Annotated in this window: 30 protein-coding genes; 6 read left to right on the top strand and 24 right to left on the bottom strand. The window is 69.0% G+C overall.

Going from position 1 to position 24,558, the window contains the following annotated elements; genetic code table 11:
• Positions 1–29: 29 nt before the first annotated feature.
• The 3 genes from AC5DRG_RS34325 to AC5DRG_RS34315 are packed head-to-tail and all read right to left on the bottom strand — an operon-like array spanning position 30 to position 1,797.
• Complete coding sequence (locus AC5DRG_RS34325) at positions 30–458, bottom strand: hypothetical protein (protein ID WP_491803425.1); 429 nt, start codon at positions 456–458, stop codon at positions 30–32.
• 4 nt (positions 459–462) lie between these two features.
• The gene (locus tag AC5DRG_RS34320) at positions 463–834 is read right to left on the bottom strand and encodes a roadblock/LC7 domain-containing protein (RefSeq protein ID WP_491803424.1); all 372 of its coding nucleotides are present in this window, start codon (positions 832–834) and stop codon (positions 463–465) included.
• Positions 835–891: 57 nt separating this feature from the next.
• On the bottom strand, positions 892–1,797 hold the full coding sequence (locus tag AC5DRG_RS34315; protein ID WP_491803423.1) for a MarR family transcriptional regulator: 906 nt from the start codon (positions 1,795–1,797) through the stop codon (positions 892–894).
• Between the two features lie 191 nt (positions 1,798–1,988).
• Here AC5DRG_RS34315 and AC5DRG_RS34310 point away from each other — a divergent pair, with 191 nt between their 5' ends.
• Complete coding sequence (locus tag AC5DRG_RS34310; RefSeq protein ID WP_491803422.1) at positions 1,989–2,546, top strand: alkyl hydroperoxide reductase; 558 nt, start codon at positions 1,989–1,991, stop codon at positions 2,544–2,546.
• Here AC5DRG_RS34310 and AC5DRG_RS34305 read toward each other — a convergent pair.
• The 7 genes from AC5DRG_RS34305 to AC5DRG_RS34275 all read right to left on the bottom strand — a co-directional run bounded on the left by AC5DRG_RS34305 (position 2,455) and on the right by AC5DRG_RS34275 (position 10,965).
• Complete coding sequence (locus AC5DRG_RS34305) at positions 2,455–3,792, bottom strand: AI-2E family transporter (RefSeq protein WP_491803421.1); 1,338 nt, start codon at positions 3,790–3,792, stop codon at positions 2,455–2,457. The genes AC5DRG_RS34310 and AC5DRG_RS34305 overlap by 92 nt on opposite strands.
• 146 nt (positions 3,793–3,938) lie before the next feature.
• Positions 3,939–4,640: an aggregation-promoting factor C-terminal-like domain-containing protein gene (locus AC5DRG_RS34300; protein WP_491803419.1), complete on the bottom strand. Its 702-nt coding sequence runs from the start codon at positions 4,638–4,640 to the stop codon at positions 3,939–3,941.
• A gap of 410 nt (positions 4,641–5,050) precedes the next feature.
• Complete coding sequence (phoH2, locus tag AC5DRG_RS34295) at positions 5,051–6,376, bottom strand: RNA 5'-3' helicase PhoH2 (protein ID WP_491803418.1); 1,326 nt, start codon at positions 6,374–6,376, stop codon at positions 5,051–5,053.
• A 325-nt stretch (positions 6,377–6,701) separates the two neighbouring features.
• A complete protein-coding gene (locus tag AC5DRG_RS34290; RefSeq protein ID WP_491803417.1) occupies positions 6,702–7,475 on the bottom strand; it encodes an isoprenyl transferase in 774 nt (257 codons plus the stop codon).
• 920 nt (positions 7,476–8,395) lie between these two features.
• Positions 8,396–9,196, bottom strand: a complete 801-nt coding sequence (locus AC5DRG_RS34285; protein WP_491803416.1) for a class I SAM-dependent methyltransferase — start codon at positions 9,194–9,196, stop codon at positions 8,396–8,398.
• Positions 9,197–9,469: 273 nt separating this feature from the next.
• On the bottom strand, positions 9,470–10,342 hold the full coding sequence (locus AC5DRG_RS34280; RefSeq protein WP_491803415.1) for an LLM class flavin-dependent oxidoreductase: 873 nt from the start codon (positions 10,340–10,342) through the stop codon (positions 9,470–9,472).
• Between the two features lie 47 nt (positions 10,343–10,389).
• Positions 10,390–10,965 carry a dihydrofolate reductase family protein gene (locus AC5DRG_RS34275; protein WP_491803413.1) on the bottom strand — a complete coding sequence of 192 codons (576 nt, stop codon included), beginning with the start codon at positions 10,963–10,965 and terminating at the stop codon, positions 10,390–10,392.
• A gap of 89 nt (positions 10,966–11,054) precedes the next feature.
• On the opposite strand from AC5DRG_RS34275, the gene AC5DRG_RS34270 reads away from it, so the two are divergent.
• Positions 11,055–11,438 (top strand): DUF192 domain-containing protein, encoded by a 384-nt coding sequence (locus AC5DRG_RS34270; protein WP_491803412.1) that lies wholly within the window; start codon positions 11,055–11,057, stop codon positions 11,436–11,438.
• Positions 11,439–11,476: 38 nt separating this feature from the next.
• Here the strand turns inward: AC5DRG_RS34270 and AC5DRG_RS34265 are convergent, their stop codons facing one another.
• From AC5DRG_RS34265 to AC5DRG_RS34255, 3 genes are all read right to left on the bottom strand, one after another.
• A complete protein-coding gene (locus AC5DRG_RS34265) occupies positions 11,477–12,037 on the bottom strand; it encodes a hypothetical protein (RefSeq protein WP_491803410.1) in 561 nt (186 codons plus the stop codon).
• The gene (locus tag AC5DRG_RS34260; RefSeq protein WP_491803409.1) at positions 12,034–12,744 is read right to left on the bottom strand and encodes a hypothetical protein; all 711 of its coding nucleotides are present in this window, start codon (positions 12,742–12,744) and stop codon (positions 12,034–12,036) included. Before AC5DRG_RS34260 ends, AC5DRG_RS34265 begins: the two co-directional genes overlap by 4 nt.
• A gap of 89 nt (positions 12,745–12,833) precedes the next feature.
• Positions 12,834–15,167 carry a Tox-REase-5 domain-containing protein gene (locus AC5DRG_RS34255; protein ID WP_491803408.1) on the bottom strand — a complete coding sequence of 778 codons (2,334 nt, stop codon included), beginning with the start codon at positions 15,165–15,167 and terminating at the stop codon, positions 12,834–12,836.
• A 219-nt stretch (positions 15,168–15,386) separates the two neighbouring features.
• On the opposite strand from AC5DRG_RS34255, the gene AC5DRG_RS34250 reads away from it, so the two are divergent.
• Positions 15,387–15,773 carry a VOC family protein gene (locus tag AC5DRG_RS34250; protein WP_491803407.1) on the top strand — a complete coding sequence of 129 codons (387 nt, stop codon included), beginning with the start codon at positions 15,387–15,389 and terminating at the stop codon, positions 15,771–15,773.
• Positions 15,774–15,810: 37 nt separating this feature from the next.
• On the opposite strand, the gene AC5DRG_RS34245 is transcribed toward AC5DRG_RS34250, so the two are convergent.
• Positions 15,811–15,957: a hypothetical protein gene (locus tag AC5DRG_RS34245; protein ID WP_491803406.1), complete on the bottom strand. Its 147-nt coding sequence runs from the start codon at positions 15,955–15,957 to the stop codon at positions 15,811–15,813.
• On the opposite strand from AC5DRG_RS34245, the gene AC5DRG_RS34240 reads away from it, so the two are divergent.
• Positions 15,937–16,332 carry a winged helix-turn-helix domain-containing protein gene (locus AC5DRG_RS34240; RefSeq protein ID WP_491803405.1) on the top strand — a complete coding sequence of 132 codons (396 nt, stop codon included), beginning with the start codon at positions 15,937–15,939 and terminating at the stop codon, positions 16,330–16,332. The genes AC5DRG_RS34245 and AC5DRG_RS34240 overlap by 21 nt on opposite strands.
• On the opposite strand, the gene AC5DRG_RS34235 is transcribed toward AC5DRG_RS34240, so the two are convergent.
• Together AC5DRG_RS34235 and AC5DRG_RS34230 are read right to left on the bottom strand one after the other, a co-directional pair.
• Positions 16,313–16,705 carry a PIN domain-containing protein gene (locus tag AC5DRG_RS34235; protein ID WP_491803403.1) on the bottom strand — a complete coding sequence of 131 codons (393 nt, stop codon included), beginning with the start codon at positions 16,703–16,705 and terminating at the stop codon, positions 16,313–16,315. The genes AC5DRG_RS34240 and AC5DRG_RS34235 overlap by 20 nt on opposite strands.
• On the bottom strand, positions 16,702–16,983 hold the full coding sequence (locus tag AC5DRG_RS34230; RefSeq protein ID WP_491803401.1) for an Arc family DNA-binding protein: 282 nt from the start codon (positions 16,981–16,983) through the stop codon (positions 16,702–16,704). The genes AC5DRG_RS34235 and AC5DRG_RS34230 overlap by 4 nt, the downstream gene beginning before the upstream one ends.
• A gap of 166 nt (positions 16,984–17,149) precedes the next feature.
• Here AC5DRG_RS34230 and AC5DRG_RS34225 point away from each other — a divergent pair, with 166 nt between their 5' ends.
• Complete coding sequence (locus AC5DRG_RS34225; RefSeq protein ID WP_491803400.1) at positions 17,150–17,353, top strand: hypothetical protein; 204 nt, start codon at positions 17,150–17,152, stop codon at positions 17,351–17,353.
• Positions 17,350–17,775, top strand: a complete 426-nt coding sequence (locus tag AC5DRG_RS34220) for a type II toxin-antitoxin system VapC family toxin (protein WP_491803399.1) — start codon at positions 17,350–17,352, stop codon at positions 17,773–17,775. Before AC5DRG_RS34225 ends, AC5DRG_RS34220 begins: the two co-directional genes overlap by 4 nt.
• 152 nt (positions 17,776–17,927) lie before the next feature.
• Here AC5DRG_RS34220 and AC5DRG_RS34215 read toward each other — a convergent pair whose 3' ends face one another.
• The 8 genes from AC5DRG_RS34215 to AC5DRG_RS34180 all read right to left on the bottom strand — a co-directional run bounded on the left by AC5DRG_RS34215 (position 17,928) and on the right by AC5DRG_RS34180 (position 24,544).
• The gene (locus tag AC5DRG_RS34215; RefSeq protein ID WP_491803398.1) at positions 17,928–18,581 is read right to left on the bottom strand and encodes an OmpA family protein; all 654 of its coding nucleotides are present in this window, start codon (positions 18,579–18,581) and stop codon (positions 17,928–17,930) included.
• Positions 18,582–18,589: 8 nt separating this feature from the next.
• Positions 18,590–19,174 carry a hypothetical protein gene (locus tag AC5DRG_RS34210; RefSeq protein ID WP_491803397.1) on the bottom strand — a complete coding sequence of 195 codons (585 nt, stop codon included), beginning with the start codon at positions 19,172–19,174 and terminating at the stop codon, positions 18,590–18,592.
• A gap of 34 nt (positions 19,175–19,208) precedes the next feature.
• Positions 19,209–19,799 carry a pilus assembly protein TadG-related protein gene (locus AC5DRG_RS34205; protein WP_491803396.1) on the bottom strand — a complete coding sequence of 197 codons (591 nt, stop codon included), beginning with the start codon at positions 19,797–19,799 and terminating at the stop codon, positions 19,209–19,211.
• The gene (locus AC5DRG_RS34200) at positions 19,796–19,993 is read right to left on the bottom strand and encodes a Flp family type IVb pilin (protein WP_491803394.1); all 198 of its coding nucleotides are present in this window, start codon (positions 19,991–19,993) and stop codon (positions 19,796–19,798) included. The genes AC5DRG_RS34205 and AC5DRG_RS34200 overlap by 4 nt, the downstream gene beginning before the upstream one ends.
• A 127-nt stretch (positions 19,994–20,120) precedes the next feature.
• On the bottom strand, positions 20,121–20,972 hold the full coding sequence (locus AC5DRG_RS34195; RefSeq protein ID WP_491803393.1) for a response regulator: 852 nt from the start codon (positions 20,970–20,972) through the stop codon (positions 20,121–20,123).
• 64 nt (positions 20,973–21,036) lie between these two features.
• A complete protein-coding gene (locus tag AC5DRG_RS34190) occupies positions 21,037–22,644 on the bottom strand; it encodes a sensor histidine kinase (RefSeq protein ID WP_491803392.1) in 1,608 nt (535 codons plus the stop codon).
• 19 nt (positions 22,645–22,663) lie between these two features.
• Positions 22,664–23,551 carry a DUF5936 domain-containing protein gene (locus AC5DRG_RS34185; RefSeq protein WP_491813241.1) on the bottom strand — a complete coding sequence of 296 codons (888 nt, stop codon included), beginning with the start codon at positions 23,549–23,551 and terminating at the stop codon, positions 22,664–22,666.
• A 51-nt stretch (positions 23,552–23,602) separates the two neighbouring features.
• On the bottom strand, positions 23,603–24,544 hold the full coding sequence (locus AC5DRG_RS34180) for a type II secretion system F family protein (protein WP_491803391.1): 942 nt from the start codon (positions 24,542–24,544) through the stop codon (positions 23,603–23,605).
• Positions 24,545–24,558: the final 14 nt, after the last annotated feature.

The raw sequence follows: 24,558 nt of genomic DNA, 5'->3' as shown, positions 1-24,558 counted from the left end.
CCGTGTTGCCTGTCAGTCCCTCGGTTCCGTCAGAGGCCGTACTCCCGTACCACCCTTCGCACTTGGGCGAAGAGCATCCCCACATTCACCGACTTGCGGCAGACGACCACGGCGACCACGTCCTGCTGCTCGGTCATGCGGACGAACAGATGGGTGAGGTTCTCGCTGTTGACCAGGATCTCCTGGAAGAAATGGTGCTCACTGGTGATCCCCCGGCGTTCCTTGAAGACGTCCTCGATCATCACGACCGTACGGCCCTGGAACAGGTCGAGGGTCGCGCCCGCCAGCAGGTCCAGGACCTCCGGCGGGTGGTTGTCGACGGTCTCGTACGAGAGCAGCATGCCGGTCGACATGTCGACCACACCCGAGGCCACACAGTCCGGGGCGTCGGTACGGAGGGACTTGACCAGGCCCATCACCTGGTCGGAGAAGCCTGGAGTCATGCGTTTCGTCGCCATCCCTTCACACTCCCTGGAGAATCGAGCCGATGCGGTCGAGCGTCGGTTGTGTCGCGTGGTGCAACCGGTCGAGGTCGATGCCCTCGTCTCCGAGTACGACCATCAGCGCGGTGTCGCCGACGGCGTAGAAGGCGGCACAGCCGTGGCTGCCGTAGGTGACTGTTCGGCGCAAGGTGCCGCGTGCGGTCGCGGCGGCGGTGCGCTGGGCGAGGCCGAGACCGGCCGCCGCGAGAGCGGCGAGGCCCTCCGGGTCGATCGTGTCGGCGGTATCCGCCGCGATGAGCAGCCCGTCGGCCGCCGCGAGGGCGGTGTCGGTGATTCCGGATACCTGCTCACGCAGCCCGCGCATTTCCAGCGCCAGGGCTTGGTGATCCATGTAATCAACTCCCCTATGACTGATTTCTTTTGTTCGTCTTCTTCTTGTTCGTCTTCTTCATTTCGCGGTTCCGTTCCGCAGACGGAAGAACCCTTTCCAACTCGGTCCGCCCTTTCCTGAAGTGAGGGATTCGGTGATGCCGCTGGCGCCCGGTTTCCGGTGCGGGAGGGCGGCGGGAGGGCCGGGCCGCTCCGCCGGCACGGGAGGCGGCGGCTCGCGGTGGCGCACGGCGCGCGGTACGTGGACGGCGACCGGGATCGGCGCGGGCACCCCGGCGCACTCCACGAGCCCCTCGCCGAGCATCCGCGCGAGTTCGACGGTGACGGTGTAGACGCCGCGGCCGGTGAGGAAGGCGAGGTCGCGGGCGGTGCGGCGGCCGTCGGCGTGGGTGATCAACTCCCGTTGCAGGGCGGTGAGCCGGTCGTCCGCGATGGAGGCGACGGAGGCGGGCCGCTCCCGTTCGGGGCGTACGGGGTGCGGCAGGGCGGCGACGGCGGCCAGTTTGCGGGCCGCGTCCTGCAACAGCCGGGCAGGCGTCTCACCTACGGCGACCGGGGCGAACGGCTCACCGCCGGCGGCGTGTTCACAGTCGTCGACCCGGCCCGCGACGACGGCGAAGGCCGCGTCCTGGAGCGCCATCACACACACGACCCGGAGCTGGGCGGCTCCGGCGTATCCACGGGCGATCAGACCGGCGGACGGCCAGCGCGCGCCCCCGCACTCCCGCACCAGCTCGGCCCACTGCTCCCCGCCGACCCGGCCGGAGCGCAGCAGCAGCGCCTCCGGCCCGGGAGACCCTGGGCTCTCGACCGCTACGACGAGCCCGTCCCGCAGATGAAAGCTGCCGCCGGGTGACCCGGACACCCGCAGTTCCCCCGTGAACTCCTCGCGCCCACAGGCGGTCAGGGCGCGCGCCAGCCGGTCGTAACCGACCCGCCCCAGGGAATCCCGAACGCCCGACATCACTCCCCCTGGGCATTTCGCACACACGCCTTATGCGTAGCACTGAGGGGGTATGTGTATCAGTCCGAGCGCATATTCCGGCCGGGATATCGCTAGCTGCCGCCAGCTGACGGAAGTTGAAAAGGCGAGCGATTAAAATAGATGTGTTCGGCGCTCATTTGACCGATTGAGAACCCCTGGAGTGAGCTGAGATGTCGTTGGATTCCCTGAAGTCCGCCGTGCCGGACTACGCCAAGGAGCTGAAGCGCAACCTGGGTTCGGTCATCGGCGACTCCCAGCTCCCGGCGCAGCAGCTGTGGGGCACGGTGCTGGCCACCGCGATCGCGTCACGGTCGCCGATCGTGCTGCGCGAGCTGGCGCCCGAGGCGAGGGTGAACCTGTCGCCGGAGGCGTACACGGCGGCGAAGGCCGCGGCGGCCGCGATGGCGCTGAGCAACGTCTTCTTCCGGACGCGGCACCTGTTGTCGGACCACGAGTACGGCACCCTGCGGGCGGGCCTGCGGATGAACGTCATCGGCGACCCTGGGGTCGACAAGGTCGACTACGAGCTGTGGGCGTTCGCCGTGTCCGCCATCAACGCCTGCGGCGCGTGTCTCGACTCGCACGAGCAGGTGCTGCGCAAGGCGGGCGTGAGCCGCGAGGTGATCCAGGAGGCCTTCAAGATCGCGTCGGTGGTACAGGCGGTGGGGGTGACGTTGGAGGCGGAAACGGTGTTGCTGGATTTGCCGCATACGACTTCAGATAGCTGACCACCGTGTTCGTCACCGCCACCAACGGCACCGCGACGATCGCACCCCCGATCCCCGCCACCATCCCCCCGGCCGCCACCGAAAGCACCACCGCCAGTGGATGGACCCGCACCGCACGCCCAAGAATGAAGGGCTGAAGGATGTGGCCCTCGATCTGCTGCACCGCGAGCACGACCGCCAGCGCCAGCACCGCCGTGAACACGCCTTGCGTGACCAGCGCGACCACCACCGCCAACGCCCCGGAGGCCACCGCACCCACCAGCGGGATGAAGGCGAACAGGAAGATGAAGACGGCCAGCGGTACGGCCATCGGGACGTCGAGGAAGTAGATGCCGAGGCCGATGAAGACCGCGTCGATGAGGGCGACGACCACCGTGCCGCGGACGTAGGCCGTGAGCGTGCGCCACGCGCGCGGGCCGGCACCGGCCACCCCCGGCCGAGCCGCCGCGGGCACCAGCTTCAGCGTCCACTCCCAGATCCGCTTGCCGTCGTACAGCAGGAAGAGCGTCGAGAAGACGGCGAGCAGGATCCCGGTCAGCGCCTCGACGACGACCGTCACGCCCTCCAGACCCGCGGAGGTGATCTGGTCGGTGTTGGCGCCGATCGCGTCGCGGAGGTTCTCGGCGATCTCGTTGATCTGCTTGTCGGTGACGTGGAACGGCGAGTTGAGCAGCCAGTTGCGCAACTCGTCGATGCCGTCCTGGACCTGGTCGGAGAGGTTGTCGATGTTCTCCATGACCTGCCAGGTCACGAACCAGCCGATCAGGCCCATGATGACGAAGCCGAGGATCGCGGTGAGCGCGGTGGCCAGGCCGCGCGGGACGCCGTGGCGGGTGAGGCGGGCGACCGCGGGCTGGAGCAGGGCGGTGATGAGCAGGGCGGAGACGAAGGCGAGTACCACCAGCTGTACGGCGCTGATGACCCGCATGAGCACCCAGAGCGTGCCCGCCAGTACGAGCAGCCGCCAGCCGGCCTCGGCGGCGACGCGGACGCCCCACGGGACGGCCTGCACGGGGTCGGGGCGGGGGCGGGCGGGGACGACGGGGGCGTAGGCCGGCAGTGGTGGGGATGGGACGTGGTCGTGGGTGTCGCTCGCGCTCGGTGCGCTCGGTGGGTCCGGCGGCCGCTGCGGCGGTTCGGGCTCCGTCTGCTCCCGGTCGACCTCGGCGCGGCGCTCGTCCAGCCGCTCACCCATTTCCGTCAGTCCGGCGCCGAGCCGACCGAGCCACCCTAGCACTCGCGACATGATCCGTCCCTTTCCCCCGTCCTTCCCCACCACTCCCCCCGGAGTCGTCCCGTCCGACCGTACATGGCGAAAGCCCCTCCCCCTATGACGGGGAGGGGCTTCGCAAGGTTGAGCGGCCGCGTGGAAAAACGCGGCTCAGCGTCGGCCTAATACCAGTGGTTCGCCTGCCAGAACGACCAGGCCTCGCACGGGCTGCCGTAGCGGCTGTCCATGTAGTTGAGGCCCCACTTGATCTGGGTGGCGGGGTTGGTCTGCCAGTCGGAACCGGCGGACGACATCTTGGAGCCCGGCAGGGCCTGGAAGAGACCGTAGGCGCCGGAGGAGGCGTTGACGGCCGTGTAGTTCCAGCTGGACTCGTGGTCCACGATGTTGCTGAAGCACTGGAACTGGTCGCTGGCCACCATCGAGCGGGCCATCGCCTGGATCTCGGCGACGGAGTACGAGCTCTGGACAGCGAAGTCGGAGGCGCTCTTGGTCGCGGAACGGCTGGCGGCTTCCGCCTCCGCACGCTCCTTGGCGGCCTGCTCCGCGGCTTCCTTCTTGGCGACCGCGTCCTTGGCGGCCTTCTTGCGCGCCGACTCCTCCGCGTCCTTCTTGGCGGTGGCGTCGGCCGCGATGGCCTGTACTTCGGCCTGCTGCGTCAGGGACGCGGTCTGGACCTGGGCCTGCTGGCCCGCGGGTATGTCCGCGAGCAGCGTCAGGTCGGTTGCCGCCGCCTCGGCGTCGTTGTTCTGCGCGACGCTGCCCGAGGCAACGCCGACGACGCTTCCGACTGCGGTGACCGCGGTGGCCGAGGCCACTGCGAATCCCCGGACCGAAATCCGGCTCACACGGTTTCCTTCCAGCATCGCCCGCTTCGGTGACCCTGGCGGACGCAATCGTGCCCCTGAACGCTGGCCTCCCAACTGCGGGGTCACGGGAGGCACGGGCCCGGTGGGCAACTCCCGCGAGGGGAGCGCCGCGTGGTGCGCGGGCGGCATACGACGTCGGTATGGAGTTGGCTGTGATGTTGCTGTGGTGCTGCACCGCTGGGGGTGCAGATGTGTCGTATGCGGGGCCTGACAGGAGTGAGACTCTGCCGCACCCAGACGTCGCAAGGCAATTCTGAGTTGCGTGTGAAAGCTCACATCCCGTTTACCCCCGGGGATTTTGAGAAACCGCGACACGCGAAGGCGCCGCCCGGATAGGCTTACTGCCTTTCCGAACGGCGCCAACTAATGAGTAGCTACCTCAAGTTGAGCACTTGGGGCAGGGGAACTCAGATCTGCACATCCTCCAGCATTTCGGTCACAAGGGCCGCGATCTGGGACCTCTCGGACCGGGTCAGCGTGACGTGCGCGAAGAGCGGATGCCCCTTCAGCTTCTCGACGACGGCGACGACACCGTCGTACCGCCCGACCCTCAGGTTGTCCCGCTGGGCCACGTCATGGGTGAGAACCACCCGCGAATTGGCGCCGATTCGGGACAGAACGGTCAGAAGTACGTTCCTCTCCAGTGACTGCGCCTCGTCCACGATCACGAACGCGTCGTGCAGTGAACGGCCGCGGATGTGGGTGAGCGGGAGGACTTCCAGCATCCCGCGCGCGGTGATCTCCTCGATGACCTCGCGGCTGGTGACCGCGGACAGCGTGTCGAAGACCGCCTGTGCCCAGGGGCCCATCTTCTCGGCCTCGGAACCGGGCAGATAGCCGAGTTCCTGCCCGCCCACCGCGTACAGCGGACGGAAGACCATCACCTTCTGGTGCTGGCGGCGCTCCAGGACCGCCTCCAGGCCCGCGCACAGCGCGAGCGCCGACTTGCCGGTGCCTGCCCGGCCACCCATCGACACGATCCCGACGTCCGGGTCGAGCAGCAGATCCAGCGCGATGCGCTGCTCGGCGCTGCGGCCCTTGATGCCGAAGACCTCCCGGTCGCCGCGCACGAGGCGGACGTTGCCCTCGGGTGTGACCCGGCCGAGCGCCTTGCCGCGCTCGGACTGGATCATCAGCCCGGTGTGCACGGGCAGCTCGGCGGCCTCGGGCACATAGGCGTGCCCTTCCTCGAAGAGGATGTCCACCTGTTCGCCGGCCAGCGTCAGTTCGGACATTCCGGTCCAGCCGGAGGAGTCCGTGATGGCGAGTTCGGCGCGGTACTCCTCGGCGAGGAGACCGACGGACGAGGCCTTGATCCGCAGCGGGAGGTCCTTCGACACGACGGTGACGTCGAATCCCTCCGCCTGCAGATTGCGGGCGACCGCGAGGATGCGGGAGTCGTTGTCCCCCAGGCGGTAGCCGCTGGGCAGCACGCTGGGGTCCGAGTGGTTGAGCTCGACACGGACGGTCCCGCCCAGCTCCCCGACGGGGATGGGGGCGTCGAGGCGACCGTGCCGGACCCGGAAGTCGTCCAGCAGGCGCAGAGCCTGCCGGGCGAAGTATCCGAGTTCGGGATGGTGCCTTTTGGCCTCCAACTCCGTGACCACAACGATCGGGAGCACGACCTCGTGCTCTTCGAAGCGGCTCAGAGCGTTCGGGTCGGCCAGCAGGACGCTGGTGTCGAGAACATAAGTGCGCCGGTCTGGCTTGTGGCGCTTTGTGCTGGTCACCACGGAAGGACGTACCCCCTCGGAAGAGGTCGGGGAGCGACGGAGAGGAGCTGGACCGGTTGACGGCCGCGATGCACGGGCCGAGAACCGGCCCTCCGCTGCTTCGTCCGTGCTGTGACCGCACGATCGTGCTGGTGCAAAGGGCCTCCCGGGCGGACGGCCCCGAGCCGCCCGCTGAGATCCGACACCCGTGGTTCGGGCATCGACCTGCTTGGCTTATGCCCTCGAACATGCGCCGCCATGCCACGCCATACGACGGCGCGCTGGTGAACTCTTTGTTACTTCCGCACCAAAGTGGGTGACCTTCGCCTCATATCGGCGCTGCCGGTCAGCCGCCGTAACGGCGGTGACGCGCCGCGTAATCACGCAGGGCGCGCAGGAAGTCGACCTTGCGGAAGGCCGGCCAGAAGACCTCGCAGAAGTAGTACTCGGAGTGCGCCGTCTGCCACAGCATGAATCCGGACAGCCGCTGTTCGCCGCTGGTGCGGATCACGAGGTCGGGGTCGGGCTGGTCTCCGGTGTAGAGGTGGCTGCCGATGAGGTCCACGTCCACGTTGTCGGCGAGGTCCTCAAGGGAGGTGCCCTTGTCGGCGGCGTCGAGGATCATCGAGCGGACCGCGTCGGCGATCTCCTGGCGGCCGCCGTAGCCGATGGCGACGTTGACGAGTATCCCGTCGACGTGCGCGGTCGACTCCTCGGCTTCCTTGAGGGTGGTCTGCATCCCGGACGGCAGCAGGTCGGACGTACCGACGTGGTGCACGCGCCAGCGGCCGTCCGCGGCGAGGGACTTCACGACGTTCTCGATGATGTCGAGGAGCGGGCCGAGCTCGTCCTGGGGGCGGTCGAAGTTGTCCGTCGACAGCAGCCAGAGGGTGACGACCTCCACGTCCGTCTCGGAGCACCAGCCGAGGAACTCCTCGATCTTGTCCGCACCGGCCCGGTGACCGTGGACGGTGGTGGAGCCGGCCGCCTTCGCCCAGCGACGGTTGCCGTCCATGATGACGCCGATGTGCTTGGGCACCTGGGCGTGGTCGAGGTGGCCTTCCACCCTGCGTGTGTAGAACCGCACCAGCAGGCGGCGCAGGGTGTCGCGCGGGTTCACGTGTTGTCAGCCCCTCCGTGCGGGTTCGGTCCCCGGGTTGGGCAGCTTACCCCTGTGGGGCTTGGGCGGGGTTATGGGGTGGGGGTCGGTTTGGGGGCCCTCGGTTGGGGGTGGATCCGGTGCGTTCGGGAGTACCGGTGCGTGGGGGCTGGTCGCGCCCGCGCGGCGGAGCCGCATATCGACACAGCCCCGCGCCCCTTAGGGGCGCTGCTGCCGACGCCCGATGACGCGTCCCCTTGCGCATATATCTGGGCACAAAAAATCGGGCCGGTCCATGGGGGGGAGATGGACCGGCCCGAGGGGGGGTTTCCACCATAACCCTTTGTAAGTGATGCCGTGTGCATTGGCGCCGGATAACTACTCTCCGGAGTCGGACGGCGACGCGTCAGGGGGCTCGAAAGGGCCGATTCGGGGCCTGATCATGGCTGATTCACAGCAGAATCCCGAGAAATCGGGGTGAGCGTGGAGGGGTCCGGACTGTATTGAGCCAACCGGGGACCGCCCGGCGAGTCGGCCCCGGTGTCCCCCGCAAGGACTACCCCGACCGCGAACGCCCGCTTGACGCGGGCGCCGGTTTCGCGGCACCGCGCAGCCCCCTCCACTGCGCGGTACCGCCCGCGCAGCTTTGCTTACGCGAATTACCTTGGTCTGAACTTACTTCAGCCTCGCGGGCGATGCGAGCCGCTCGGGGTAACGATGTGGACAACTCGTGGAGATTCAGGGGTGATCCGTTCGCGAATGCACTGATCGTCCGATTTGCCAGCAAAGTGCGCTCGGAGGCCGCAGCAAACGTCCCTGTGCGGTAGGTCACAAACGGACCTCGTGCGGGCTTGGCGTCGCCCCCTGCCCCCGCGCACCACATGGAACGAGGCAAGCGCACGCCGCCCGGAACGACAGTTCCTGGACAATCCCACGGGGCCTCACGCCTGAGGCGGCTGCTTCGGCTTGCGGGCCTCGAAGAGGTGGCGGGTGCTGTGGGCGATGAAGGGGCCCTCGGACTCGATCTGCTGGTGCAGGGAGCGGAGTTGGGGGTCGTACTTCTCGACGGTGAAGTCCGGGACCATCCACACCACCTTGCGCAGGAAGTGGACGACGGCGGCGATGTCGAGGAACTCGATACACAGCCGTTCGGCGCGCAGGTCCACGATGTCGAGGCCGGCGGCTTCGGCACCGGCGCGGTCGCGGTCGGGGTGGCGGGCGTTGCGCAGGGCCTCGGGTTGCGGGCCGAGGAAGTACTCGACGAGTTCGTAGACGCTGTTGGGGCCCACGTGCTGGGCGAAGTACGTGCCGCCGGGCTGGAGGACGCGGGCGATCTCCCGCCAGTGCGGGGTGACGGGGTGCCGGCTCGTGACGAGGTCGAAGGCCTCGTCCGCGAAGGGCAGCGGCGCGTCCTCGGTCGAGGCGACGACTGCGACGCCGCGCGGGCGGAGGAGGGCGGTGGCCTTGGCGACGTTGGGCGGCCAGCCCTCGGTGGCGACGGTGAGGGCGGGTGCCTTCGTCGCCCGGCCGAGGGCGAAGTCGAGAACCTCGCCTCCCCCGGTCTGGATGTCGAGCGCGGCGGTGGCGCCGGCCAGCCGCTCGGCCTTGGCCGTGGCGTACCCCCAGGAGGGCCGCGCCTCGGTGGCCCGCCCCTCGAACCAGGAGAAGTCCCAGCCGGCGGTGGGGACGGAGGCCCCTTCGGCGACGAGGTCTTCGAAGGGGCGGGGGTGGTTCGGCAGCATAGGGGGATCTTGGCAGGGGGTTGTGAGGGGCCTCCACCGGTTTTCGAGGGCTGGGCGGCTGTGTTGCACGTCTGCTTCTCGGGGCCGTTTCTCGGGGCCGTTTCTCAGGGCCACTTCTCAGCGCCGGTCCAGGTAACTTCAGCCCGTCTGGGGTCCCCCCTCTGGGGGAGTTTGAGGACGAGGCCCTTTCGGGGCCGAAAGAGGGGTCTGGGGGCGCAGCCCCCAGGGATGGGACGGGTAGGGGCGGCGGGGGCGATACAAACGCCGGGACGTTCACCCCACCAGCGGCCGCACGGCTGACGCCGCGAACCGCACGAACCCCTCAGGATCAGGTTCGTCCCCCGTCGGCTGAAGGATCACCGTGTCGGCCCCGGCATCCACGAGCCGCTGAACCGCGTCGGCAACGGCGGCCGCGTCTCCCGCGACCCCGAGATCGGGCACCGCTCCGAGCCCCTCGGCGACAAGCTCCGCGTGGAGCCGCTCGGCGGCGTCGTCCCCGGTGGCGGTGAGGAGGTAGACGACCACCTCGTGCGGATCGAGACGATCGGCCGACTTCCGTCCCTCGTCGATGAGTTGACGGGCCCGCCGGACAAGCTCGGGCGGGGTGCTCGCGGTCAGAACGGTCCCGTCGGCCGCCTCACCGGCAAGCCGCAGCGAACGCGGCCCGGTGGCCCCGGCAAGCACCTTGACCTCACCCTCCGGCGGCCAGTCGAGGGCAACGTCGTCGAGCGTGACGTACCGCCCGGACGTGGTGACCCGCTCCCCACGGAGCAAGGCACGCAACGCGTCGAGATGCTCCCGCAGCAACGTCACCGGCGACTCGACCCGCGCCCCGACCTGCCCCATCCAGTCCTGCACACCGTGCCCGACGCCGATGATCGCGCGCCCTGGGAACATGCGATGAAGCGTGGCCGCTTCCATCGCGGTGATGGCGACATTCCGCAGCGGCACGGGCAGCAGCCCGATGCCGACACGAACATGTTCGGTCCAGGCGAGGGCAGCGGCGGCCGCCGAGATACCGCCCTCACGGAAGCAGTCCTCCCACAGCCAGAGTTCGTCGAGCCCCGTGTCGTCCGCGAGGCGGGCCACCGCACGCAGTCGCTCGGGGGGCAGTTGGGGCCGGAAGACAGCGCCGAGTCCAGTCATGTCCCCTTTCCTACCCAGCGCGCCCGCACCGAACAACGGGTTATCGACTACGCGTCGCCGGTGTCGTCACGCTCGTAGCGCAGGAGTACGACGCCATTCCCGAAGGTCCGCGACTCGATGAGCCGGAGGGAGGTCAGCGTGCCGCCCGCCGGGAACAGGGGTTTGCCGCTGCCGACGAGGACGGGATGGACGTAGATCCGGAACTCGTCGACGAGGTCCTGCCGTAGGAACGCGGCGGCGATATCGGCCCCGCCGAGCCCCATGTCACCACCCGGCTGCTCCTTCAGCGCTCTGACCTCCTCGGGGACGACGTCCCGGACGACGGTGGAGTTCCAGTCGGCGTGATCCAGGGTCCGCGAGTACACGATCTTCGGCATCTCCCGCCAGATACGGGCGAACTCCACGGTGATCGCGTCGGCATCCGGATCGGCGTCGGCCGTGGGCCAGAAGTCGGCCATGAGCTCGTAGACGACCCGGCCGTGCAGCAGGGCGCCCATCTGTCCGATGGTGTCGTTCATGTGCTGGTGCAGCTCGGCGTCGACCCGGTGCCACCCGATGTCGCGACCGGGGCCCTCGATATAGCCGTCGAGGGACACGGACATCATCAGGACGATCTTTCGCATGGTCGATCACCTCTCGGAGGGCGCGGGGTCCGCTGCCTTGCGGATACGGTCTCGCACATTGGACGTCGGGGCAGGGAGGTGGCCTGGGTATGGCGCGCTGGCGGGACGGGCGGGGGAAGCTGGTCGTTCACGGGGGCGGCGGTGGCGACGGCGGCGGCGCGGCGCCGGTGACCGTGCCGCTGGAGATCGCGGCCTCGTACCGCGCCCGTACGAAGGGGCTGCTCGGCCGGGACTCCGTCGACGGGGCGCTCCTGCTCTCCCCGGCCAACAGCGTGCACACCTTCCGGATGCGCATCCCCATCGACGTCGCCTATCTCGATCGCCACCTGGTCGTCATCGCCGTACGGACCATGAAGCCGGGGCGGTTGGGGCTGCCTCGGCTTCGGGCTCGGCATGTGTTGGAGGCGGAGGCGGGGGCTGTGGAGGGGTGGGGGTTGCGGGTCGGGGTTCGGGTGATCGTCGAGACGGAGTAGACCGTAGACCGTAATGGGGGGCAGCCGTCACGGCCTCGTCACTCGTGTTCTTCCGGTTCTTCCGGTTCTTCCGGTTCTTCCAGCTCGTCGATAGGGCTGTCGCTCACGACAGCCGTCAGGATCATCGGGGCGTCACCGTCGGACTGGTTGAGGGAGACGGCGAGCCATCTGGGGGCAGGGGCCGAGTCCGTGGTCACCGGGCCCCATAGCGCCAGGTCGCCGTAGCAGTCGTTGTCGCTCAGTGCCTGGAACGGCTCGGGGAGGGGTTCGCCCGCCTGCTTTCGGAACAGGGGCACGCGCATGCCGACCTCGCGATGGGCGCCCCAGCGACCGTCCAACTTCCCTACCAGAGCGGCCAGATGACCCCGGGCCGCATCCTCGGCCGCGCTCCACTCATCGCCGTATACGCCGGTCAGGGCATCGCCCTCCCAGAGGGGAGTGAGCAGGAAGCCCTCTCCCCTCGTCACGGTCCACTCGCCCGTCTCCGGCTCGCCCTCGTCGACCGTCGGCCCCGTTGCCGGGAGGGGCTCGGTCAGAAGGGCCTCGATGTCGGCCATGGCTCGGGCCGTGTCCCAGGTCTGCCCGTGGCGGGCGGTCACAGGGTCGGCCTGTCCATCGGGCGGGGCAGTGGCTCCAGGGCTCCGGCGGCCTTCAGCGCCTGGTAGGTGTGCACCACCGTGGCGGTGTCGGCGGGGGGTGCGATGTCCAGGAGCACCCCGGCGCCCGGGATCTCCTTGCGGGAGGTCGCCAGTTCGTCCGGGATACGGGCCGCGCGCCCCGGGGACAGGTAACCGGCCCAACCGACCGATGGCGTACCGACCTTGAAGCCGGCCTCTTTCTTCAGGGCGGCCGTGACGGCCCGGTCGCTCACGTCGCCGAAGTCCGGCTGCCACTCCTCGGCCACGGCGGTGAGGAGTCCGGTGTCGGGCACGTCCGCGTCGTCCGGGGACACAAGGGTGGCCACCAGCGACTGAAGCAGGAACTCCGGGGTGCCGCCCGCGAGTCCGGCGATCTCCACCTTCCAGTCCGGAGCGCTCTCGGCCAGCAGCCGCAGCGACGTACCGTTCGCCGCCGACCAGCCGTCGGCCGCCTGAGCCGCACGCAGCGCGCCGACGAGGGACGCCTCGTCCGGCCCGACCTCCACGGACGGCCCGGAGGCGGGAACGGTCCGCCACTTCCACTCCGCGCTCGCCCCGGCTTCTTGGAGAAGTCGGGCGAACTGGGCCAGCGTCGCGCTCCAGCGGCCGGCGAGCGCCTCCACCGACTCCTGCCGAGGGCCCCAGAAGCCCCGCACCACTCGTCGCATGTCCCTACTCCCCTGCCTCTTGCCTGGGCTCTCGTCGCGCATACGGCTGCTGCCACCACCTTAGGGACACCGGGACGCCGTCGACTCCGTCAGTTGAACGCCTCGGGCTTCCTGTCGCCCGCGACCGGCTCGGGCGAGGTGTGGACCACCTCGATGTCCAGGCCCGCGTCCTCGAACGCGTCCCTGGCCGCGTCGGCGACCTCCTCGTTGGAGAAGTGCCACTCGACGCCCTTGCCCCGCGCGGCCTCGGTCTGGCGGCGGGCCTCGGCGAGCAGTCGCTCCCTGCCGGACGGGGTGAGTTCGGTCCGGTCGGCGCTCAGGAAGCTGTCGTAGCCGTTCTTGGCTTCCAGGTATGTCTGCCGGGAGGCGTCCCAGCCGTCGAACTCGACATCCGGTACGTCCGGGTCGGGGTGCGGGACGACGTACTCGTATCCGCGCTGCGTGCCGGTGACCTGCTCCTGGTAGCGCAGCCAGGACTCGTTGCGCCAGTTGGGCTCGGGGTTGCGGTCACGGCCGGCCCAGAACCCGTCGCCGGCGTCGGCGTCGCCGTAGGTACGGGTGTTCAGGTCGTCGGCCCAGTCCGGCGGGTCGTAGTTGCGCGGGTCGCCCGTGTCGCCGTGCTCGGGGTCGGGCCACTGCTTCCGGTTCTCCAGGGCCTGCCTCGCGCGGTCCGGCTCCTCCGCTCGCTTGCGCTCCAGGTAGGCCTCGCGCTCGTGCTCACGGGCCTGCCGAGCCTCCTCCCTGGCCTCCTCGTCGCAGCCGCCTTCCGCGAGGACGACGTAGGGGGTCCGGGCCTGGGAGGCGGCTGCGGCGAGGACGGTGGTGCCCGTTCCGGTGCCGCCGCTGAGACCGGGGGCCGGGCCGTCCTCCTGCGGGACCTGTGTGTCGTACGGGATCTCGCGGGCCGGAGCGGAGATGGTGCAGCCCGTCTTGCGGGCCGCGTCCTCCGCTTCGTCCGCCGCGTCGTCGGCCCGCTTCGCCGCGTCCTCCAGCGCGTCGAGATCGCCCGCCTTGGCCGCCCGCCGGGCGTCCTGCACCGCTTCCGCCGCGTTGTCGACGAGCTTGCTCAGCCTGCCGAGGGCGCCGATCTTCTCGGCGATCTTGGCTTCGCCGTAGCCGGGGATGAACAGCGAGCCGACGTTCCAGATGACGGTGGTGACGGCCCGGGTCTGGTTGCCGCTGTTCCACTGGTCCACGACGTCGTCGCCGATGAACATGTCGAACAGGACCGTGCCGCCGGTCTGCAGCGAGGCGCCGCCCCAGTCCAGAATCGCGCCGAGATAGTCGCCGTCGCCCCACTTGTCACGGGCGCCCGCACTGTTGTCCCACCACTCATCGCCCAGCGAACGGCCGTAGTCCATCAGGCCGTTCCAGGTGTCGGCGGGGTGGATGACCGTGTTCCACAGCCCTGTCACATCCCCCCAGATGCCGTCGACGAAGAGTCCCTCGCCGACCTGCTTGACCTGGTCACCGGCACACCCGAAGAACGCCCCGAAGCCGGAGAAACAGCCCTCGCCATCGTCGTCGCCACCGTCCCCACCGTCGTCGGCGGTCGGGTCCTCGTAAGGCGGCTCGTCGATCTCGTCCGCGTCGGCGACCGGGTCTACGGGATTAACAGGGTCTACGGGGTCTACGGGGTCTACGACGGAGGGGTCGTCCGTGCCGGGGTTCGTACCGCCGGAGTCGCCGCCGCCGGTGGATCCACCGCCAGTGGTGTCGCCACCCCCAGTCGAAGTCCCCCCGCTGGCAGTGCCACCGGCCGAAGTGCCCCCGGTGTCACCGCCGTTGGCGCCCTCATCCTCGCCGTCGTCGCCGTTGCCGTCGCCGGCCGTGACCCCGTCGCTGCCCGCAGGGGCGGGGCATGCCATGCCGGTGACGCGGCAGATCTGGGACTGGATGCCGGTGAGGACCTGTGTGCCCAGGCCGCTCACAAGGAGGGCCGCGATGATCGCCGCGACGACCGCGACCATCCCCGCGTACTCCACGGACGTCTGGCCTTCGTCCCGGCGCCAGCGGATCATCCGGGACAGGGAGAACGGGCGGCGTTCCTGTCTGTCCGGCTCGGAGAGGCGGTACCAGTCGCGGCTGTCGGGGCGGGTGAGGAAGTACAGGATCAGGATGGGGAGGAGGAGTTGGGTGAAGCCGCGTGGTGAACCCTGGACGATGTTCGCGATCGAGCCGAGGATCAGCCACGCCTGTACGGCGACGAGTCCCCGCCAGATCCGGACCCCGCCCTCCCAACTCCGCCGGGCGAGCCACCAGCCGAGGGTGCCGGGCGCGGCCGCGTAGGCGATGAGGGCGAGGACCTCGCCGTCGAGGGCGTCGTACTGCGCCGCGGTGAGCAGGAGACCGAGCCCGCCTACGACCGTGACGGCGAACAGCGTGTGGACGAGCACGAGCGCGTACGTGAGCGGGCCGGGCATGTCCCGACGCCCACCACGTCCCGCCGGCCACCCCGCCCCGAACTCTCCCCCGATCGATGCCATGCCCTCCCCCTCGTCAACTCACCTCGGTCTCCCCGGCGTTGACCCACAGGGCGGGATGAGGTTCAAGAGGCTAGGGACCGGTCGTCGGGCGGACATGGGCCCGTGGGCCCAATTCCGCACCCAAACCCTTTGCCCCCGAGGCGACATGATGGAGGGATGGCGCGCCTTCGTGACATCGTCTTCGACTGTGCCCACCCCGCCGCTACCGCCCGTTTCTGGGCCGCGGCCCTGACGGGCTATGCCGTGGCTCCATACGACGATGCGGAGTTGGCCCGCTTGCGCGCCCTGGGCATCACCAGCACCGAGGACGACCCGACCGTGCTCGTCGAGCCGGTGGGCGGCGGGCCTCGGCTGTTCTTCCAGCTTGTGCCGGAGGCGAAGGTCGTGAAGAACCGGGTGCATCTGGATCTGGTCGCCGATGACACGGAGGCAGAGATACGGCGCTTGAGCGGACTTGGGGCGACCGTTCGGGCCCGGTACGCGGATCACGTCCTTCTGGGTGATCCCGAGGGCAATGAGTTCTGTCTGATCCGGGCGGGCTGAGGGCGGGCAGGTCCACGAGCGGCCGACGCGAGGACGATCACCGTACGGCAACGGGGTTGGGCGTCTCCGGCTCCCCGGCGAGAATCTGCACGGCGGGGCGCACACCCGCCCTCCGCCTGCCGGTACCGGGCACGCGCACGTCCAGGATCCAGCGCAGCAGCGCGTGGATAACGCTCACTGTCATCAGCGCGAGGTACCCGACTTCAACCCGCAGGGTTCCCAGCTCATCTACGTCGCCGTAGCCGACCACATCGAGGCGAGGGTCCGCGCCGGGGAGCTCCAGCCCAGTGCACGCCTGCCCGCAGAGCGGGATATCGCGCAGAAGTACGGCGTCGCCTACCTCACCGTCCGGCGAGCCGCCCAGGTCCTGCGCGACCGGGGGCTCATCGAGACCGTTCACGGCCGCGGAACCTTCGTCACCGACCCGCTGGCCCGAGTGATTGGCCCCTTCGGGCCAGGCGGTGGGAGGAAAGTCGCAGGTCGGCTGTCCCGGCCGTGGCCCGAAGGCTCCAATCACTCCCTCTGCCATCGAGCGACGGTCAGCGGTTCAAGTCCATGACACCGACGCCGAGTCTGTCGTACGTCTCCGGCTCGACGGTGGCCACCAGGGCCCCTTCGGGGAGCGTCGTGTTCGGTCGGGCCGCGTGTACGGCCGCCGCGACGCCGAAGGGGACGTCGTCTCGGTGCAACTCGGCAACGGTCGCGGCCATGGCGTAGTCGTCGTCGATCACACGGACGACGTCAAGCACCACGCCGACGTGCGCGACGATCCCGGGACGCTCGCGCTCTGCCTCCAGGAGACACAGTACGGGCGCCCACAAACGGACGTCATCGCTGGCCGCCGCGGCGTGGATCAGGCCTGAGACCTGCTTGTTGCCGCCCATGGCGAGGATCGTGGGCGTGTCGAGTACGTAGTGTTCGGCCAGGTTCAACGGGACGGCTTCGCCTCCGTGAGCGCGGCCCGGTGAGCTGCGGTGGCCTCGCGCATCTTGCGGCGCATGTCCGCCGACTCCTCGTCCGTCACGTAGTGCCCGAACCGCTCGGCGAGCAGTGCGCGGGTGCGATCGGCACGTTCCTTGATCTGCTCGGGAGTCAGAGTCTGAGCGGCGATTTCCCCCATCAGGGCCCGGAGGCTGGTCCCCCTCGCCTCCGCCACGGCGGCAAGCTGGTCACGGACTTCGGCGGGCACTCGGATCATGACGTCGGACATGCCACGAGTATACGTGACGTATACGTCGGCTGCCTCCCGCGTCGTGCTTGCGTGCTCGACTGCGCCGACCGGGGAAACCGCCGGCGTGGCGGATGTCGCGGATCCCTGAAGGGATGGAAAAAGCCACACGCCGCGTACGCCGGACCCCCACGGCTACCCTGGGACCATGACGACACGGGAAGAGCTGCATGCGCTCATCGACCGCGTGCCAGAGGACGTCATCGACGCCGTGGCGCAGAGCCTGCGGCCATTCATAGGGCCCGCTACCCGTCCGGCGCGCCCCTCGTTCATCGGCATGGGCCGGTCCGGGCACTCCGACACGTCCGCGCGCGCGGATGAGATTCTGCGGGAGACAGGGTTCGGCGAGTGATCGTGGTCGACCCGGGTCCGCTCGTGGCCCTGGCGGACGCCGACGACGGCCACCACGCGGCGTGCGCACGCTGGTACGACAGCGTCCACCCCCGCAACCTCGTGATCCCCGCGCCGCTCATCGCGGAAGCCTGCCACCTCATCGGTACGCGCTGCGGCGCCCAGGTGGAGGCCGCGTTCCTGGACGCGCTCGCGGCGGGGCAGCTCGGCACCGTCACGGGCGTCGTGCCCGACGACATCGAGCGCATGGCCCACCTCGTGCGGCAGTACGCCAGCCTGCCACTCGGGGGCACGGACGCGTGCGTTGTCGCCATCGCGGAACGCTGGCAGGCGAAGCAGGTGGCCACCGTCGACCGGCGGCACTTCAGCGTCGTACGGCCCAACCACGTCCCCTCGTTTGAGCTGCTGCCGTACGACCTGTAGCTCCGCGTGGCGGGCCGTCTTCGGCCGCGCCCGACACGCCTCCTCCGACGCACTCTGTGTCGCAGCGGATACCCCGGCGCACTTCGCCGCAGTTCAGAGAGTCCACCCTCGGGTCGACCGCCCGGCCCTGGAATGGATCCTCTAGGCACGGGTCAGCTCTCCGTGCGTGGGAAGGAGACCTCGACCCTTCGGTTCTTCTTGCGGCCCGACTCCGTCGCGTTGGAGGAGATCGGGTACTGCTCGCCGTAGCCGCGGACCTCGAAGGTGATGTTCGAGTCGTTCAACTCCTGTTCCAGGACGCCCTGTACGGCGTCGGCGCGCTGCTTGGAGAGGACGTCGCCGTGGGCCGAGGAGCCGAGGTTGTCCGTGAAGCCGAAGACTCGGATGTTCGTGGCGTTCTGCGTCTTGATCTCGGCCGCGATCGCCGCGATACGGGACTTGGCCTCGCTGCTCAGTTTCGCGCTGTCCTTGCTGAACAGGACCTCGGCCTGGAGCGCGAACTTCACGTCCGAGTTGGTGTCCTCGCGGCGTTCGTCGCCGGACTGGTCCTCTACGACCGACTTGATGTCCAACACCTTGGCATTGGCCAGGGTGGCGCCCTCGGGGAGCTTCAAGTCCGGGTCGTTCGCGTCCACTTGAACCGGGGCCGAGGCCGAGGGTTCGGTGCCCGGGGGGACGCTCGGGCTTTCGTCGGCTCGGGCGGTCGTGGCGCCGAGGATGTTGGTGGCGACCATGACCGAGGCGGCGGTGAGGGTGAGGGCGAGGCGTGGGACGCCCGCTCGGGTCGGGGTTCGGGTGGCGGTCATGATCGGCCTCACCCGGTGATCTGGATGGTGGCGGCAGGGAACTGCGGCAGCTGGAAGGTCACTTCGGCCGTGCTGGTGGGTGGCGACGGGAACTGCATGAAGACGCCGATCGATTCACCCGGCTTGATGGGCGGGAAGCCAGTAGTGGTCAACGGGCGACCGTCAGTGTCACGCAGTACGTAGTAACGCTTCTTACCCTCGGAATCCACAAGGGTGGCGCCGCCGAGCGAAACGCCATGCCGGACGATCTCGGTCTCGTCGCCACTCAACTGGGCAGGTACGCCGACCGTCTTGGCCCCGTCGTTCTTCAGACTGCCGTTCACGGTGACGAAGCCGCCCGAGTCCCGCTTGGCCTCGGTCAGTTGAAGGAGAAGTCCGTCCGGTCCCTTGAGTTCGGCAAGAGGCTGGGCCTCTTCCCCTTCCTGAGCACTCGGGTTGGATCCGCCGTCCTTGGAATTGGAAGCGGACGCGGACGTGTCCGGCTTCTCGCCATCGTCGCCACTGCCACAGCCGGCCACCCCGAGGGCCAGTCCGGCCGCAACGGTCAGTGCGACCATCCCCCTGCGGGCCTTCGTAGTGCACCGAATGCTCATGACTCCGCCTCCTTCTTCCCTCATCGTTCGCTTGTCAGTCGGCCAGATGGACGTCGAAGAGGTCCTCGGGTCCCGGTAGATCGGTGAGGTCGTCCGGGTCCAGATCCCAGGTCACACCATCGCAGGTGAGCTGCGGCAGTACGTCGTCCCCGGCGTCCTCACCGGGGGGTTGGCAGAGCGGATCGATCACGGCAGTGGCGGATGCCTTCGCGTGCACGTCCTCTGTGTTGGGGACGATGGAATCTCCGACGGTCTTGATCGTCGTGGCTTCCACCGTGTAGCCCAGGATCTCAGGCCTCTGATTACAATCCGCCTGCGCGTCGTTCTGCGCTGCCAGCTGATATGCGCGCTGGCATCCGCCGAACACCGCCGCGTCACCGTCGAGAATGTCCTGCCACTTCGTCGGGTCGAGTACGACGTCCAGCCACTCGCCCGCGAGTTGGTCCCGGGTGTCCTGCGCCGCGGCGAGCGCTGCCGCGTCAGCCGCCGTCTGGGCCCCGTTCCGAGTCACTGCGGCCTGGCCGACCGCGAGATAAGCGAACGCGAGAAAGAGCAGGCCCGCCACCACCGTGATGTAGATGGGGAAGGCCTGCCCTGCGTCGCCGTACCTACGGGACCGAATCAAACGCCGACTACCTGGATGATCTTGTTGCTGATGGCGTTGAAGATCGACTGCCCGATGGACGTACCCGTGATCGCCAGCACGATCGCCACGACCACCGCGATGATGCCCAGGTACTCGACCGCCGTCTGCCCCTTGTCGCTCTTCGCGACGCGGGTCTGAAGGTACGCAACGGTGGTGTTGATCCAGTTGTTCATGGTGTTCCCCTCCGGTACGAGTCTCTGTGGGAGAACCGTACGGGGGAACACCCCGCGCAACAGAGGGTCCCAGGACCCAATCCTGGGCCCAATCCGACGCCCAACCACGTGTCCGGGGCATGGCCGCTCACCCCAGCCCTCGGCCCGAACCGGGGGCCGTGCCTAGCCACTTGGCTGCTGCTTCGGAGCGGTTGGTGCTGTGGAGTTTGGCGAAGATGCGGTTGATGTGGTTCTTGACGGTCTTCTCGCTGATGAACAAGGCGGCGGCGATCTGCTGGTTGCTCATGCCCGATGCGATGAGATCCATGATCTCCACCTCCCTCGCGCTCAGTTGGAACCGCGACCTGTCCGACTGTCTCACAGATGATTGCACTCGCGAAAGGTTTTGTGAAGAAATAGGTAGGGCGTGGGGCGAGGATGCCTGCAACTGCGGCGTTGCACCCAAGCCCTCCGGGAGTACCGCGGCCCCCGGGGCCTGCCCTTCTCGTAGTTGCGACAGCAACGCTCCCGCCGCCGTCGGAGTGAAGTGGGCCCTGCCCTCCTTGATGTCCCGCACCGCCGCGACCAGTTGGTCCGCCGTGAACTCGCCATGGACCAGGTAGCCGCCCGCTCCCCGGCGCAGGGCCTCGTGGACTATCTCCGACTCCCTGCTGTACGTCAGCATCACCACCGGGGCGATCGGCACCAGGTGCGGGAGGGCCGCGATGCCGTCCACTCCGGGCATGCGGACGTCCAACAGGACTACGTCGGGGCGGTGGTGGGCCGCCGCCTCGTATGCCTGACGGCCGTCCGCCGCCTCCGCTACGACCGTGATGTCCTCGCGGCCCGAGAGCAGCGCCGTGAGGCCCGCGCGGACCACGGGGTTGTCGTCGGCCACGACCACCCGTAGGGGGGTGGGCTGTGCGGTCGCCGGGAAATCGTCGAACGGGCTGTGCGGTGGTGACGGTGGTGGTGGCGATTGTGGTGGTGGCTGCGCCATCGGGCGGCCTCCCTTCCGGTCATTCGTTCGAGGTCATTCGTTCAAGGTCATGAGTTCTAGGTGGTCAGGTCAGGGTTTCCAGCGCTCCCAGCGGGAGTTCCAGGCGGACTTCCGTGCCCTTCGCGTGGTTGCCGCGGCCTATGCGGATGCGGGCGCCGACCGAGGCCGAGCGTTCGACCATGCCCACCAGGCCGAAGTGGCCTGCCCTGCGGAGTTGTTCGAGGGTCGTGCCGGGGGGTAGGCCTCGGCCGTCGTCGTAGACGCTGATGCGGAGCAGGTCGCCGTGGACACCTGCCTGTACGTCGACCCGGGCCGGGGAGGCGTGGCGGTGGGCGTTCTCCATCGCTTCCGTGGCGATCGTGAGGAGTTGGCGGGCCACCGCGGGCGGGACGGGTGGTACCGCGTGTTCTCCTGTCGGGCGGTATATCGCCGGGAGGCCTGTTCGGGTACTGAAGTCCCTTGTGCGGGCGGCCAGTTCTACCAGGACGTCCGTGGTCTGGGTCGGGTCCGATTCTCGGCGCAGGTCTGTGAGGAGTTCTCGCGACTCGGCTGCGGCCCTACGGGCTGAACGGGCCACCAGTTCCGCCTGTTGTTTCACCAACGCCGCGTCCAGGCGGGGGGCGCCTGCCGAGCCCGCCAGGCCGTCTGCCGCCAAAGCCACGCCGTGGAGCGTCTTCGCCACCGAGTCGTGCATCTCCCTTGCCAGGCGGGCGCGTTCGGCTCCTACCGCCTCCGTCACCGCCAGGCGGGCCTGGACCGTGGTCAGGGCCTGGGTCGCCGCGCCGAAGCGCAGCATCAGGTTGCGCAGGGCCGAGCCCACCGCGCCGACGATTACGCAGAGGCCGGGGAGGAGGGTTGCCTCCGCGATGCTCGCGTGCAGGTCTTCTCTGGCCGCGTAGACCATGACGAGGATCAGGGACTGGAGGGATGCGAAGCAGGCGGCGCCTCGCCAGCCGTAGACGATGCCGGCGAGGAGGGGGGTGCAGACGCTGACGTAGGCGAGTGTTGTATCCGGGCCTGCGGAGACCAGGAGTAGGGAGCCGAAGAGGGTGTCCACTGCCAGGAGGGTGGGGTGGCGGAGTAGTAGGGGGCCGAAGCGTTCCCAGTCTCTGAAGAGGACGTAGGAGCCCATGAAGGTGACTACTACCGCTGCGCCTACGAGGGTTGCGCCTGTTCCTGGTTTGGCGTTGAGGAGGGCTGCGGGGGCTGCCAGGGCGATCATTGCCAGGCGGAAGCCGAATACCTGGCGGCACATGGCTTGGAGGGCGTTCACCTGGATCGGGATTGTCGGTGCGCGTTCGTTGTGGGGCTCCCGGCCTTCGGCCGGGATTGATTTCCCACCCGCACCACCCGTACTACTTTCGTTGTCGGGTGCGGGTGGCCCCTGTGGGGGCTGCGCGCCATCGGCGGCCGACCGTGGCGCCGGCGGCTCCGTGCGGCCCTGCGTCGTCGGCTCCGTACTTTCCCCTGCCGTCAGCTCCAGCCGCCCCCGTAACGGCCGCGACGCCGCCACCCACCCCGGCGGCAGCGCCGGCGTCACCGTCGTCACCGGGACGTCCGATGCGCCCGTGCGCGAATGAGCCGGGAGGACCGTCCCCGCCGGCGGAGTCGTGATCTCCGGGGTTTTCGGGCGTCGTCGTAGCCGTCGCGTGGGTTCGCCGGTTGCCGTCATTCCCCTCGCCGCCTCTCCCCTACTTGCCCGTGATCGTGCCGAAGTCCGTGCCGGAGCCGAGGAGTAGGCCCGCGCCCAGGAGCAGCATCGTGGCCGGGACCATGAACGTCGTGATCATGAGCGTGGCCTTGGGTACCGCGCGGGCGGCCTTGCGGCGGGCGTTCTGGGCGTCCGTACGGCGCATGTCCTTGGCGATGGCGACGAGGGTGTCGACGATCGGCGCGCCCAGCTCCTCGCCCTGCTGCAACGCCGTGACGAACATGGCCACTTGCTCGGAGTCGTTCCTCCGCCGTAGTTCCGCGAAGGCCTGGCGGCGGCTCATGCCGAGGTCCATCTGGCGGAGGGTGATGCGGAGTTCGTCCGCCCACGGGCCCTCGTACCTCGACGCCACCCTGTCCAGCGCCTGGCGGAAGCCCAGGCCCGCGCTCACCACCACCGCCAACACGTCCAGGAAGTCCGGCAGCGTCCGTTCGATGACGTCCCTGCGGATGCGGATCGCCGACCAGATGCCGACCTCCGTCCAGAACGCGCCGAAGGCGAAGAGGACGAGGGCCAGCAGGATGTTGCCCTGCATGAGGAAGAGCAGGCCGCCTATGCCGCCCAGGGCTCCGTACACCGCTCGGCGTGCCGCGTAGCGGTCGATCGTCAGGCCGCCAGGGTTGCCCGCCAGGTCGATCTTTCGGCGGTACTTGGCCACCTGTTTGGGGCCCATCAGGCGGAGTACGGAGGGGGCGTACCTCATGCCCATGCGGTCCACCAGCGAGTCCACCCGGCCCGTGCGCGTGGCGCCGACCTCCAGGGCCAGGGCCAGGTCGGTGGGCAGCTTGGTGTCCGCGCGGTACATGCGGATGCCGGCGAAGACGCCCCAGACGCTGAGGCCCATCACGAGTGCCAGAAGCAGTGGCAGTGCCATACCCATATCCGTATCCATGACTGCGACCCCTTCCCTTTCCCTGCCTCAGACGTCGATTCGCGACATGCGGCGGATGAGGAAGAAGCCGACGGCGTACAGCGAGAACGCGATGACCACGCAGGCCTGGCCGATCGGCGAGCCTGTCATACGGTCCAGGGCGCCGTCCTTCACACCGTTCATCAGGAACAGGGCGCCTACGCCCATGACCGGGACCGCGTACGAGGTCATGCTGACCTGGGAGAGCTGGGTGCGGACCTCGCGGCGCGTCTCCTTTCGCTCCTCCAGGGTCTCCGTGAGGTTGCGCAGCGCGCCCACCACCTGGCCGCCCGCCCGGTTTGAGAGCACAAGTGTCGTGACCAGGACGACCAGTTCGCGTGACGGGAGGCGTTCCGCCAGCTCCCCCAGCGCGTCGTCCATCGACTGGCCGACCGCCAACTGGTTGGCCACCTTGGCCAGTTCCTCGCCGGCCGGGGCTTCCAGTTCCTCCGCCGCCATGCCGATCGCGGTGCGCAGGGCAAGGCCGGCCTGGGTGGCGTTGGCCAGGATGCGGGCCAGTTCGGGGAGTTGGTTGATGAACTTCTCGATGCGTTTCTGCCGCTGCCAGTTGAGGAACTGCCACGCCGCCCAGATGCCCAACAGGCCCGCGATCGGGCCGAAGAAGGGGGCCAGGGTCGCCTGGCCGACCAGCCACAGTCCCGCGACCCCCGCCATCATGTACGCGAAGAACTCGCCGGGGGTCACGTCCAACCCCGTTGCCACCAGCCTCAGTTCCAGCTTCCTGCCCAGCTTCGTACCGCGCAGCCGGCGGTCCAGGTTGCGGAAGCGGCGTCGGCGGCCCATCGGCATGTGGCCCGTCGACGACAGGCGCTCCACCAGTGCCGCGCGCTGGGCCCTGCCCTGGGCGTAGGAGTGCAGGCCCATCACGGCGAGCACGCAGGTCAGCAGGGTGACGCCGGTGGTCAGCTGGACGACTGTTTGCAGTGGCATGGGGACGGTACCTA

The organism is Streptomyces sp. JLBG701 (assembly GCF_058544905.1).
The sequence above is the reverse complement of the archived record's forward strand: the minus strand, read 5'-3'. Positions and strand labels throughout refer to the sequence as shown.